Genomic DNA, 12,687 nt, shown 5'->3' on the forward strand with positions numbered 1-12,687 from the left:
GCCGTGCCCGGCGGGAGCCTCGCCTCAGAGAGGAATCGCATGCCGTTACCGAAGCAACACCGTCCACAGCGCGAACCGCGACCACCGCGTGGTCTCCCGCGGCGAGGTGCCCCATACGCGACCCGCGCCATGGCCGGTGACGCCACGCCCTCCCCGGCGCACGCTTTGGCCGGCGATCGTCGACGCGCGTGGCGACCGCTGATGCTCATCGCCGCGCTCATGCTCGTCCTGCTTCCCGGCGTGGCCCTGGCGACGCCCAGCCAGGCGGCCGGCCTGTTCACCTTCCGGGGGCACCTGCAGCAGTGGGCGACCGGCCGCTGCCTGGACGGCAACTATCAGGTGCTGTACACCAGCCCGTGCCAGGCCGGGAACAACTGGCAGACCTGGGAGATCAAGGGGAACTACGGCCCGCGCCCCGGGCACCGGGCCGGCACCCCCGACTACAACGTCGTCCAGATCCGCAATATGCACACCAAGCTCTGCATCGAAATGTTCGAAGGCACAATCGAAATAACCAGAGAATATACCTTGCGGATGCGCGACTGCGTCAGCGATCCGATCCACAACGACACCCAAGGGCTCGACGCCCGCGGCCCGAACTACAACAACGTCCAGTTCGTGAACCCCTTCGACGGCCCGATCTGCATCGACGCCGGCTCGAACGGCAAGGCCTACGCGCTGGAATGCAACTACGGCACCTACCAAACCTGGCGCCTGACCATGCGCCAGTGACCGCACGGGGCCCGGCGCCTCCGGTGCCGGGCTCCACCATCCCGGCCGGCCCAACCGGCGCTCGCCCGAACATTCGACGAACGCGGCAGGCCTGATCAGTTGGCCGGGGGCTGTACGGGTTGACGATCCACATCGGACCGAGCCGCACCGGGTCAGGCTCTGGCGTGTCCCGAACAGATGTCACAGGCCGGCGAGGAAGAGCAGGCTGGCGGCGACGAGGCCGATCTCGACGAGCAGGACGAACATGCGGTCGCTGACCCGTCCGACGAGCTTCTTTCCGGTCCATGCGCCGGCCAGGGTGGCCGGAGTGAGAACGGCGCCGTAAAGAACGACGCGGCTGGTGAGCAGGTCGCCGGCGCCGTAGGCGGCGATCTTGGTGAGATGCATGGTGAGGGCGGCCGCGGCTTCGGTGCCGATGTAGGCCGCCCGGGTCAGCCCGTAGGCCAGGAAGAACGGGGCGGTCAACGGGCCCACCGAGCCGAGCAGAGCCGAGCCGAGCCCGGAGGCGGCGCCGACGCCGATGAAGGCCCGGTCGCGGGGCTTGGCGGTGTGGGGGTTCCGCCGCCGCCAGATCACCACGCCGATCAGGAACCCCCCGAGCACCCTTTTCAAGGGGCTGAGCGGGGCGTGGACCAGCACGAGCGCGCCGGCGACCGCGAGGGGGACGGCGCCTAGGGCGAACCAGCCGACCAGCGGCCGGCGCAGTTCGCGGCGGTTGAGCCAGGCCCGGCCGCCGTTGCTGGACAGTTGGGTGAGCGTCAGCATCGGGACGGCGAAGCGCAGCCCGAACAGGGCGGTGAAGACGGGCAGCAGCAGTACCCCGCCACCGAACCCGGCTACCGCGGACAGCAGCGCCAGGGCGAACGCCGCCAGCGATGCGGCCGACAGTGTCGGCAGCAGGTCGAGGGTCACCGGTCCAGCCTGCCAGCGACCACACGCCGGTCACAGCCGGGCCGTCGTTGTCAGGGTGACGGCGGTCAGCGCGGCGAGCAGGGCCCAGGCGGGTGCGAAACCGCCGGTCAGGTCCGTGAGCAGGCCGAGCACGGGTGGCGCCAGGATGACCGCCACCTGGTTCCGCGAGGTGCGGCGTCAGAGATCTACAACCCTTGTCGGGGTGGGGACCAGATGGGGACCACACGCTATGCGTCCAGCCGAACAAGGCGCATGTCAGCGGACGCTATCTGAAGCGGCCTGAACGCTGTTGAGCTTGGAAACGCTCAGTCCAACGTCCTGGGGGTCAAGGGGTCGCAGGTTCAAGTCCTGTCGTCCCGACAGACGAAAGGTCTGTCGACCTGGGAGTGATCCCAGTTCAACAGACCTTTCTGTATGTCGGCCGGCTCATCGCGTGTGGCTACACCACCCGCAGCCGGGGACCATTTGGGGACCGGCGCCCCGAGAAATGGGCACTCAACGCCTCTCCGGCATCGACGATCGAGCGCGCGCCGGGGACAGGTGCCGCTGTGTGGTGCTCAGTCAGCCATGACCAGCGATCTTCTAGGGCGTACACCGGAACGCCGGCAGTCGCCCACGGTCGCAGCTATCGGAGTCAGGCAGTATGGCGGGCGATCGTTGCCAGACACACTGTTGTGCCCGCTGGTGCTCGGACTCCCCCGGGAGAGTTCTTCCGGACGTTCATCGGCATTCTGCCGTCGACCAAGGGCTGTAGGCCGGAGCGTGCGTGGTGAGCCGGTGGGACCCCGGCCTGCGGCAGGGCAGGCCGAGGTCCCACCGGTGACCCGACGTTCCCGTCAGGAAATGGCGCAGCTGACGCCGTTGAGGGCGAACTGGTCAGGCTTGCCGGTATTGCCGGTATGGGTGGCCTGGAAGCCGATGTCGGTGGATCCGCCTGCTGCCAGCGTCCCGTTGTACGAGACGTTGCGCGCGGAGATCTGACCGCTGGAGCCGGTGTAGGTGGCGTTCCAGCCGCTGGTGATGGTCTGCCCGCCAGGAAGGGTGAACGCCAAAGTCCAACCGTTGATCGTTGATGTGTCACGGTTGGTGATGTGGATGCTGGCGGTGAACCCGTCGTTCCAGGAGTTCATCGTGTAGCCCACCTCGCAGGCACCGGACTGGCTCGGCGACGGAGTGGGACTCGGCGAGGGTGTGGGGCTCGGCGACGGAGTAGGGCTCGGCGAGGGCGTCGGCGTCGGCGTCGGCGACGGCGTGGGTGTCGGCGAGGGTGTGGGGGTCGGCGACGGCGTGGGGGTCGGGGCCGTGGAGAAGGTGATGTTGGAGACGTAGGAGTTGATGTTCCAGCTCGCGTCCGCGTCGGTCGAACTGGTGACGGGTTTGCCCTGGACGGTGAAGTTGGTGAAATGTACGCCGTTGATGTTCACGGCCGACGAACGACCGTGCAGGTTGACGACCTTCTTCACGTCGAAGGAGACGTTGGTGAAGTAGGCGTCGCGGATCGTCGCGGTGTACAACGTCATGTTGCTTTTCAGCCAGAGCTCGCCGACCAGGTACTTGCCCCGGGCGGAGTAAATGATGAAGGGGGCCAGGCTCTTGGGCAGCGGGGACGATTCGCGATGAGGGCTCCTTCTTCGTCGCCACGTACCCGCCCCTGGACGAGACCGCCTACCGGGGCAGCGGCCTCTCCGTCACCGGAGATGCTCAAGGCCGCTTCAGCATCGGACATCGTCACTTACCAGGCCTGGCGTCTGACCATGCGCCAGTGACCGCCTGGGGCCCGGCGCCTCCGGTGCCGGACCCCACCATTCCGAGGGGGGAGTTGGTGGCGCTCACCAAGGTTGAGCTGTTCGAGCAGATCCGCCGAGACTCGTGGCGTGAAGGATCAGGCAAGAGCTAGATGACGGGGAGTTCACCGCCGTCGACTGTCAGGCTTACTCCGGTGACCCACTGAGCCCGGTCCGATGCGAGGTAGGCGACGGCCTCGGCGATGTCGCGCGGGTCTCCGGGACGACCCAGAGGGATGCCCGCTGTGGTGGCGGCAAGCGGGACGTCCATCGCGTCGGCGAACTTCTGGCGGATCGCGTCGGCGCCCGGGGTGAGCACGTTGCCGGGGATGATCGTGGTGACGCGGATTCCGGCGGGCGCGAGCTCGGAAGCGAGCGCTTTGCTGTAGGTGTTGAGGGCGGCCTTGGCGGCAGCGTAGTGAGCCAATGGCGGCGCCGGCGTGAGGGCCGCTCCCGATGAGATGTTGACGATCACGCTGCCCGGCCCGGCCTCGCGCAGCGCCGGCAGCAGCGCGTTGTTGACCCTCACGGCGGACAGGTAGTTGAGGTCGAGTGCGTCGGTCCATTCGTCGTCGGGGATGGATGAGATGCCCCCGATGTGGGCGCGTGCCGCCGCCGCGTTGTTGACCACGATGTCGACGCCGCCGAGTTCGCCGAGCGCCGCCGCAGTGAATGCCTGCACGCCTGCGAGCGTGCCGATGTCGCCCTGGATGAAGGTGGCGGCCTTCGGCGTCTCGTCGGAGGCGTTACGCGCCGTGGTGACGACGGTCGCGCCGCCGTCGAGCAGCCGCTGCACGATGGCCGCGCCGATTCCGCGAGTGCCTCCCGTGACGATCGCGCGCTTTCCTGCGAACTCAGTGGTGTCGGGCGAAGTGCCAGTTCTGAACATACGGTCCACAATAACGGGTTCTGGACCGATCGTCCAGAAGTTCTGGACCGGTAGTTCAGAACGACGTACCATGGAGGCATGGGGCGACCACGGAAATTCAGCGAGCAAGACGTCCTGGCCGCTGCGCGCCGGCAGTTCAACGAAACCGGCTACCACGGCACCTCGGTCGACGATCTCTCCCGCGCGACAGGGCTCAGCAAGGGAAGCCTCTACGGCGCGTTCGGCGACAAGGAGGCCCTGTTCCAGCGAATCTTCGAGGAGTACTGCGCGAACTCCGACGAGGACGCCGCCGCCCTGCTCGAAGGCCCGGAGGACCAGGCCCTCGACCGTCTCCGCAAATGGCTCACGGCGCCGGACGACCACACCGGTAGGCCTGGCTGTCTGCTGGCCAAGGCCACGGCCGAACTGGCGTCGGAGAACGACGCCATCGCGACCAGGTCACTCGCGGCGTACGAAATGCTGCTCGACAGCTGCCGCCGGCTTGTCGAGCAGGCGCAGCGCGCCGGGCACGTGGATCCGGCCGCCGACGCCGAGGTGCTCGGCGGACTGATCCTCACCACGCATCGCGGGCTCGAAGCACTCGCCAAGGCAGGGATCGACGCGAAGACCAGGAACCGAATCGCCGACGCCGCGATCGACAGCATCGCACTGCCGGTTTCTTGACCCTGGAGCCGGCAGTTCCCGTCTGCAGTGCCGCACCGGTCGAGTTCCATGGCGGTTCCCGGCTGATCGGCCGGTTCAGAACCTCGGTGACCTCCTACGATCGTACGACGAACACCGCCGGCGGCTCATTGCGTCGCGGACCTGGCGGGAGCAGGTGCCGCCGGAGCCGGCCTGCCGGTCCGCGAAGCCGGTGCGGGAGCTCCGGGGTGAGCCCGACCGCGCGGTCGAGCCTCCGGTAAATGCGTTGCGGGGGCCGGAACGGGCGGGCATGCTGGGTTGATCGAGCGGCGGCGAGCGCTGCCTGGACTAAGGAGGGCTGACGGATGGCCATCACTGTGCTGCGGCATGTCCGCATCAGTCCGACCTCTTTGTTCAGGAGCACACCCGTTGTCTTCCGAGTACGAACTCTCTGATTCCCATTCCGACCTCGACTCCCGCTGGTCCGGTTTCACCGGTGACGAGTCTCCATCAGCTCCGGCCGACGCCTTCGTCTTCGAGTTCCATTCGGTCGACGAGGAGCTGGGCCCGGATCAGCGGTGGTCCACCTGGCTTCAGGTCGAGCGCGGTTCTCGCGGCCCGGAACCACGCCCCTCGTGGGTTGTGACGGAACAGGCTGCGATCGACACCGAGCTCGGCGTCCTCAAAACCGGTAAGGAAGCCGACGTCTTCCTGCTCGAACGGGCCGTCGAAGCCATCGGCGACAACCTGGCGAAGTCCTCGCTGCTGGCCGCGAAACGGTATCGCACCGAGGAACACCGGTCCTTCCACCGCAGTACGTCGTACGTCGAAGGCCGCCGTACCCGCAACAGCCGCGACAGCCGGGCGATGGCGAAGAAGACCTCGCACGGTCGTGGCGTCGCGGCCGGTCAGTGGGCGTACGCCGAATGGGACGCCCTCAATCGGCTGTGGAAGGCCGGCGTCCCGGTGCCGTATCCGGTGCAGGTGGACGGCACCGAGCTGCTGATGGAGTTCATCGACGACGGCGAGGGCGGTGCCGCGCCCCGGCTCGCCCAGGTCCGGCCGTCGAAGGAGCTGCTCGGCGTGTACTTCGAGCAGCTCCGCGACGGCATGCGTGAACTGGCCCGCGCGGGGCTCGCGCACGGCGACCTGTCGCCGTACAACGTCCTCGCGCAGGCCGAGCGGATCGTGATGATCGACCTGCCCCAGGTCGTCGACATCGTGGGCAACCCGAAGGGCATGGACTTTCTGATGCGCGACTGCCACAACATGGCCACGTGGTTCACCCACCGCGGGCTCGAGATCGATGAACAGGAGCTGTTCGCCGACCTGCTCACAATGGTGTTCTGATCGCCTCCTGCGGAACGCGGTCGAAGCAGACCGCCCAGGACCCGGCCCCTCAGCAGCACAAAGCGCGGAACGTGGCAGGACCGCTCCACCGGTTGGTCGGGGGACGCCGAGCTCGCCGTGCCGATCTGCCGTCGGCGATCGCGTCGCCGGGTCCTTATGGGCGAACGCGGATGATCGGCTTCCCTTCGGCCCGCTCGGTCGGGTTGAGGGCGGCGACGGCGTCGTCGAGGGTCGCGATGTCGCCGATGTTCGCCCGCAGTCGTCCGTCCCGCACGCGCCGGGCGATCTCGCCCAGCTGAGCACGGTCGGACACGACGACGAAGTCGATCGCCAGGCCGTCGGCGGGCCGCGCCTCCGGCGGCCCGGTGACGGTCACCAGCGTTCCTCCGGGGCGAACCAGGCCTGCGGACCGCGTCCCGATGTCGCCGCCGATGACGTCGAACACCAGGTCGACTCCGCCGGCATCTTCCAGGGTGTCTTCCTCGAGGTCGAGGAACTCCTGCGCGCCGAAGTCGAGCGCCGTCTGCCGGCCGGCGGCGCGTCCGGTGCCGATGACGTAGGCGCCGGCCTCGCGTGCGAGCTGCGTCGCCATCGAACCGACCGCGCCGGCCGCACCGTGCACGAGGACGCTCTGCCCCGCCTGGAGGCGGCCGTGCTCGAACAGCCCCTGCCACGCGGTCAGACCCGGCATCACGACGCTCGCGCCCACCGTGAAGTCGATGTCGCCCGGGAGTGGGGCGAGGTTACGCGCCTCGACGGCCGCGTACTCCGCCAGGGTGCCGTCGCGGTACCAGTCCGTGAGGCCGAACACCCGCCGGCCCACCGACAGCCCCGTCGTCCCATAACCGAGAGCGCTGACCACTCCGGCCACCTCGTGGCCCGGGATCGACGGCGTCCGGTCACGGCCGAGGCGGTCGGCCCAGGTCGAGGGCCACTCCAACTCGGTCCAGGTGAACCCCGACGCATGACCAGCACGTCGTTGATCCCAGCCTCGGGCCTGGGTCGCTTCGCCAGCGTCATCCCGGCGGTTCCCGCGGCCTGGTCCGTCACCACGATCGCCTTCACCCGACACCTCCCTGTATGCGGTCCCGGCCGCCACGCCATGGACATTGTATGGACTATATCGTCCATCATGGTATCAGCGCAGATGCACCCGGCCGGACGAGGGCGTATCTTCGCGACCCTCTGATGTGGTGCTTCTCCTCATCATGGAAGGTTACGGAGACCTGCCGCTCGATGTCACGCCAGATATTGTGGACGTTATAGTCCTGGATCGCGTTGGTGGAGGCATGGGTGGCGGCGGGACGCGTCCGTGCGGCTCGGCCCGCGTCGCGCAACGCCCCCCGGCCATGATCGAAGCCATCTGGCACCCCTGCACCACCGGCCTGACCGGCGGTCGACCACTGACACCAACCGCCTAGAGGAGAACCGGGGTCGAGCGGGACCATGTGGTCCATAGGGCGGCTGCGATCAGACGGGGTAGCCTGAGGACTGTGAGCAGGCCGGAGAACGCACAGCCGGGGCAGAGGATGACGCCACGTGGGACCGCCACCCGTGCGCGCATCGTGGCGGCCGCTGTCGAGCTGATGTACGTGAAGGGAGTGAACGCGACCACGCTGGACGACGTCCGGGCCGCGAGCAATACCAGCAAATCTCAGCTTTACAACCACTTCCCGGACAAGGAGGAACTGGTCCGCGCCGTCGTCGCGGCGCGCGCCGCGCAGGTCCTCGAGCGTGAACGCGGCAACCTTCAGCGCTTGAAGTCGTTCCGCGGCCTGGTCCGCTGGCGCGACGCGCTGGTGCAGCAGAACTCGTTGCGGAAGGGCGCCTACGGCTGTGCGCTCGGCTCGCTGGCCAGCGAGCTCGCCGACCAGGACGACCAGGCCCGCGCCACACTCGCCGAGTCGTTCGTGGAATGGGAAGGGTTGCTCGCCGCCGGCCTGGGGCGGATGCGGGACAGCGGGGTGCTCAAGCCGGACGCCGACCCGGAGAAGCTTGCCACGAGTCTGATGGCGGCCTTGCAAGGCGGGTACCTGCTCGCGGAGACCGCTCATGACATCAAGCCCATGGAGGTCGCCCTCGATATGGCGCTCGACCACGTGAAGTCGTTCCTCACGGCGTGACGGCCGTTTGCGCGGACGTAGCCGAGGGCTGTGTCCAGGGCCACCTCCAACCGCCGCACGTCGCGGGTGGTGCGGGCGAGAAGCGGACCATCCTGTAGCGGGGCCGTCAGGCTGGTCGCGAGAGTCTCAGGATCGGCATCCGCCGCAGCTCGCTGCTTTCCCGAATCCGGCTGATTCCGCCTGCCGGGAGCGACTCGAATGCCGCGATGCCCTCGCGAACCGCCGACCGTCCGGCTTCATCGCCGTCGGCGAGCAGTTGGACCAGGTCGTCCAGCGGCCGGATTCCGTCGTCGCGCCTCTACTCCAGGCGGACCACCTCGTCCCGCCGTTGGACGAGGTCTCGTGCCGAGTGCAGGTTGTTCGGCAATGGGTTCCAGCGCAGGTCGTCATGGTGCGACTCCCACCGGCTCGGGGCCGAAGCCCGACTCGGGCCGTCCGGCCGATCGGCCCATCGGTGAACGCGGCTCTTGATGCGCGTCAGGCGCCTGCCCCTGATGTGCCGTGGAAGGACCTTCGCTGATGAGCGGCAGCCACAGCACGAACCTGGCCCCACGTGGCGAGTCCTCGACTGTGAGCGTGCCGCGGTGGGTGTGAGCGATGTCGCGCGAGATGGCCAGGCCGAGCCCGCTCCCGCCCGGGTCGCGGCGGCGGCCGTCGTCGAGGCGGACGAATCGGTCGAAGACGCGTTCACGGTGGGCCGGCGGGATGCCTGGCCCGTCGTCGGCCACCGTGACCGCGACCCCGTCGTCGGTCGGCTCGACGGTGACCTCCACGGCTGACTCGGCGTGCCGCAGAGCGTTGGCCAGGAGGTTTTCCAGTACGCGGATCAGTTGCAGGCGCGAGCCGCGGATCTCCAGCCCGGCGGGCGCGTTGACGTTGATCGGCACGGACGAGGACCGCGCGCTGACCTCGGCGGCGACGAGCCGGCCGAGATCGATCTTCGCCGGCGGCAGCGGATCGGCGGCCCGGAGACGGGCGAGCAGCAGCAGGTCGTTGACGATCGCCTCCAGTCGGCCGGCGGTGGTCAACGCGCTCCGGAGTGCGTCCTTGGTGTCGATGTCGTCCGGGTAGAGCAACGCCTCCTCCAACTGCGTGCGCAGCCCCGCGATGGGGCTGCGCAGCTCGTGGCTGGTCGTGGAGGCGAACCGGCGTATGCGTTCCACTGCGCCCTCAAGCTGACCGAGGGTCTGATTGGCGGTGGTGGCGAGCCGGCTGATCTCGTCGTCGCCCCCCGGTTCCGGGACGCGCAGGCTGAGGTCGCTCACCGTGATCTGCGAGATTCGGGCCCTGATCGCCTCGACGGGACGCAGCGAGCGCCCCACCAGCACCCATGCGGTCCAGGCCACGATCCCGGTGACCAGGACGACCCCCGCCGCGATGGCGTACTCGAGCTCATGGGTGGCCAGCAGGTCCGGCTCCGGAACGCCTGCGTAGACGACGCCCGCGTCCGGTGCCGGAGTCAGGCGGATGGCCTGCATCAGGATGCACCGGCCGTCCGCCGGGCACTCGCGGTACGGCTGGAAGCGGGCGTCGGGCGGGGGCCGGAGCTTGCTCAGCGGGACGGTCGCGGAGGCCTTGCGGCTGGAGTTCAGGACCCGGTGATGGATGTCCACGACCTGGATGAGGTCGATGGGCGGGTGGGCGGGTATCGGTTGCGGCACCGTGCCGCCGCGAGCGATCGGGCTCCACAGGCTCGCCACCCGCTCGGCCTGGCTGAAGGCCTCGTACCGGATGTGGGAGTGGATCGCCAGGTTCAGCGTCGCGCCGAGTGCCACCAGGATGCCGGCCGCGAACAGCGCCGCGATGAGGGTGCACCGAGCCCGGACGGAGCGCGGGCGTCGAAGAAGCGGCATATCACCTCCGGATGTCAGAGCCGTCGAGCCGGTAGACGGCCGGCGCCCCGCGACACGCCGTCAGGCATGCGCCTTCACCGGCTGCTCGGCCACGGTGCCGAGCGGGTTCTCGACCGAGACGTCGCGAATCGGTCGTGCGGCCGCCGTCATGACCGTCGGTGTCCATGTCGTCGCTCACAGCGGCGTTCGCCGCCCCGCGACCAGGATGCCCCGAAGGAGTCGGGACGGTGCGGATCGACTATGGCATTCTGGACTATATAGTCCGCGACTATGATACAGGGCGTCCTTGAGTGGTGCGCTCGCTCGCTGACGGGACTGCCCGACGGTAGGCGCTGCACCTGATCGACCACGTTTCCGTGCTCGACCGGCACGGTGAAGCCGGGCCGCGCCGCTCTGGCTCACATTGGACGGTTTCGTCCAGTAAACAGTGCAAGACGGCACTCTGTTCCGTCAGCCGCGCCGGCGCAGACGTCGAACCGCTCCTTCAGGGGTCCCGTGCCCGGCTTCGGGGTCGCGCCCCGCGCCGCGGCGGGTCAGGAGAGGGTCACTCGGTGGTCGCGCATCCAGGCGTCGAGTTCGACGAGTTGGACGAGGAGTTGTGCGGCGCTGGCGCCGCCGGGGAGTTGTGCGTTCAGTTGGCCGGTGTCGATCTGGCGCAGGAGGTCGCTGAGGCGGGGGGTGTCGAACATTCCGTGCAGGGGGGAGTCGCCGGCGTTCGTTATGCGCATCACCTCGTGTACCAGGGCTTTTTCGTGGGACGGGTTCTGGACGTGGGGGTAGGCGCTCTTCTGGCGGTTCAGTGTGGTGGGGGGGAGGATGTCGGCCATCGCCTGCTTGAGAAGGCTTTTCAGGCCGTTGGCGCATTTCATGGACCAAGGGACGTTCCATACGTACTGGACCAGGCGGTGGTCGCAGAACGGCAGGCGTACGTGGAGGCCCTGTGCGGCGCTCATGCGTTCCTTGCGGTCCAGGACCACGGCCAGGGGGCCGGCCATTCCCAGGTACAGGACTTCGCGCATGCGTGCGTCCAGGCCCTGTTCGCCTGGCAGGCTTGGCACTTCGCCGAGGAGTTGTGCGTACCGGGCCTTTTCGTCGCCGTCCTGGGCGAGGTCCGGGGTCAGGTAGTCGGCGAGTTTGGGGCCGTCGCCGAGCCAAGGGAAGGTGTCGCGGCGGATCAGGGCGGGTTTGAAGAGGTAGGGGTATCCGCCGAAGAACTCGTCGGCGGCCTCACCGGACATGGCCACGGTGGTGTCCTGGCGCATGCGACGGAACAGCAGGTACATCGACGCGTCGAACTGGCCCCAGCCGGGGAGGTCACGTGCGCGGCGGGTCGCCGGGATCACGTCGAGCAGGTCCTGCATCGTCGCGGTGAGAGTGGTGTGCCTGCTTCCCATGTGTTCCGCTGCCGCGGCGGCGTACGGGCTGTCCACGTCGGGTCGTAGTTCGGTCGGCGCGAAGTGGGCCTTGTCGCTGTCGAACTCGACGCAGTACGTGTCGAGGGGGTACGGCAGGGAGCGGGCCGCCAGTGCGGCGACCGAGGTCGAGTCGACGCCGCCGGACAGCATCGCGGCGCAGGGGCCGGAGGCGGGGAGCTGGGTCGCCACGGCTTCGTGGAGAAGTTCCCTCACGTGTTCGGCGGTCTCGGCGGGGGTGTGGGGGTGTGGTTCGCTCGTCAGGCGCCAGTAGGCGCGCGAGACCGGGCCGTGGTCGGGGGTGTAGGTGATGACGTGCGCGGGTTTCACCTCGTGTACGCCGGCGAGTGGTGTCTCACCAGCGAGTGTGAGGCGCGGCTGTAGCACGATCGTCATCAGGGAGCGGTCGAGGCGCGGAGTGAACAGGGGGTTCGCCATGATCCCCTTGGGGAGGGAGGCGAACAGGATCCCGCCGGGGTAGGGGTGGTAGTACAGCGGCTTCAGGCCCATGTGGTCCCGTGCCAGCAGCAGTCGCCGGTCGCGTCCGTCCCAGACGGCGATCGCGAACGCGCCGACGAGGCGGGTGACGAAGTCCGCGCCGTGCGTCAGGTAGGCCCGCAGCAGCACGTCGGTGTCGGTGGCGGCGGGGGCCAGGTTCAGGGACCGGCGGACGGCGGCCAGGTTGTAGATCGCGCCGTCGTACACGAGCGCGACGGGCCCCTCGTGCGAGGAGGGGCCGCTGTGCGCGGGGAACAGCGCCGGCTGAGGGCCTTCGGTGGTGCCGGGGGTGGTGAGCTCGCGGTGGCCGAGCGCCGCGTGCCGGGTGATGTGGACCGCGCCCGCGTCGGGACCGCGGTCGCGCATCGTGTCCGTCATGGCGCGCACGATGTCCGCCTGCTCCGTCAGGTCGCGTTCGACGTCGATCCATCCGATGAGACCGCCGCTCATCTGGTCAGCTCCCCTGTTGGTCGTTGGTGGTCGAAGCTTCATGACAATCCGGCGTACGCGGGT

General features: G+C 68.7%; 11 protein-coding genes. 4 read left to right on the forward strand and 7 right to left on the reverse strand.

The genetic code is table 11. From position 1 onward, the window contains the following. Positions 1-201 precede the first annotated feature (201 nt). Positions 202-732: a hypothetical protein gene (locus ABZU32_RS08945; RefSeq protein WP_354919196.1), complete on the forward strand. Its 531-nt coding sequence runs from the start codon at positions 202-204 to the stop codon at positions 730-732. 180 nt (positions 733-912) lie between these two features. Here the strand turns inward: ABZU32_RS08945 and ABZU32_RS08950 are convergent, their stop codons facing one another. The 4 genes from ABZU32_RS08950 to ABZU32_RS08965 form a co-directional block, all read right to left on the reverse strand. Next, positions 913-1,644 (reverse strand): sulfite exporter TauE/SafE family protein, encoded by a 732-nt coding sequence (locus tag ABZU32_RS08950; protein WP_354919199.1) that lies wholly within the window; start codon positions 1,642-1,644, stop codon positions 913-915. Between the two features lie 30 nt (positions 1,645-1,674). Continuing rightward, complete coding sequence (locus ABZU32_RS08955; RefSeq protein WP_354919203.1) at positions 1,675-1,800, reverse strand: hypothetical protein; 126 nt, start codon at positions 1,798-1,800, stop codon at positions 1,675-1,677. A gap of 680 nt (positions 1,801-2,480) precedes the next feature. Continuing rightward, positions 2,481-3,164 carry a cellulose-binding domain-containing protein gene (locus ABZU32_RS08960; RefSeq protein WP_354919205.1) on the reverse strand — a complete coding sequence of 228 codons (684 nt, stop codon included), beginning with the start codon at positions 3,162-3,164 and terminating at the stop codon, positions 2,481-2,483. Between the two features lie 373 nt (positions 3,165-3,537). Beyond that, positions 3,538-4,317 carry an oxidoreductase gene (locus tag ABZU32_RS08965; RefSeq protein WP_354919208.1) on the reverse strand — a complete coding sequence of 260 codons (780 nt, stop codon included), beginning with the start codon at positions 4,315-4,317 and terminating at the stop codon, positions 3,538-3,540. Positions 4,318-4,395: 78 nt separating this feature from the next. Here ABZU32_RS08965 and ABZU32_RS08970 point away from each other — a divergent pair, with 78 nt between their 5' ends. Together ABZU32_RS08970 and ABZU32_RS08975 are read left to right on the forward strand one after the other, a co-directional pair. Continuing rightward, positions 4,396-4,980 carry a TetR/AcrR family transcriptional regulator gene (locus ABZU32_RS08970; protein WP_354919211.1) on the forward strand — a complete coding sequence of 195 codons (585 nt, stop codon included), beginning with the start codon at positions 4,396-4,398 and terminating at the stop codon, positions 4,978-4,980. 600 nt (positions 4,981-5,580) lie between these two features. Beyond that, positions 5,581-6,288 carry an RIO1 family regulatory kinase/ATPase gene (locus tag ABZU32_RS08975; RefSeq protein ID WP_354919214.1) on the forward strand — a complete coding sequence of 236 codons (708 nt, stop codon included), beginning with the start codon at positions 5,581-5,583 and terminating at the stop codon, positions 6,286-6,288. 154 nt (positions 6,289-6,442) lie between these two features. Here the strand turns inward: ABZU32_RS08975 and ABZU32_RS08980 are convergent, their stop codons facing one another. Continuing rightward, positions 6,443-7,228, reverse strand: coding sequence for an NADP-dependent oxidoreductase (locus ABZU32_RS08980; RefSeq protein WP_354919217.1), 786 nt, complete (start codon positions 7,226-7,228; stop codon positions 6,443-6,445). Positions 7,229-7,781: 553 nt separating this feature from the next. Between ABZU32_RS08980 and ABZU32_RS08985 the strand changes: the two genes are divergently transcribed. Continuing rightward, entirely contained in the window at positions 7,782-8,411 is a 630-nt protein-coding gene (locus tag ABZU32_RS08985) for a TetR family transcriptional regulator (protein ID WP_354919220.1), read from the forward strand. Positions 8,412-8,797: 386 nt separating this feature from the next. Here the strand turns inward: ABZU32_RS08985 and ABZU32_RS08990 are convergent, their stop codons facing one another. Both ABZU32_RS08990 and asnB read right to left on the reverse strand, forming a co-directional pair. Beyond that, complete coding sequence (locus ABZU32_RS08990) at positions 8,798-10,264, reverse strand: ATP-binding protein (protein ID WP_354919223.1); 1,467 nt, start codon at positions 10,262-10,264, stop codon at positions 8,798-8,800. A 533-nt stretch (positions 10,265-10,797) separates the two neighbouring features. Beyond that, complete coding sequence (gene asnB, locus ABZU32_RS08995) at positions 10,798-12,624, reverse strand: asparagine synthase (glutamine-hydrolyzing) (RefSeq protein ID WP_354919226.1); 1,827 nt, start codon at positions 12,622-12,624, stop codon at positions 10,798-10,800. Positions 12,625-12,687: the final 63 nt, after the last annotated feature.

It is taken from the genome of Sphaerisporangium sp. NPDC005288 (assembly GCF_040607475.1).
In the GTDB taxonomy this organism is placed as follows: Bacteria; Actinomycetota; Actinomycetes; order Streptosporangiales; family Streptosporangiaceae; genus Sphaerisporangium; species Sphaerisporangium rhizosphaerae.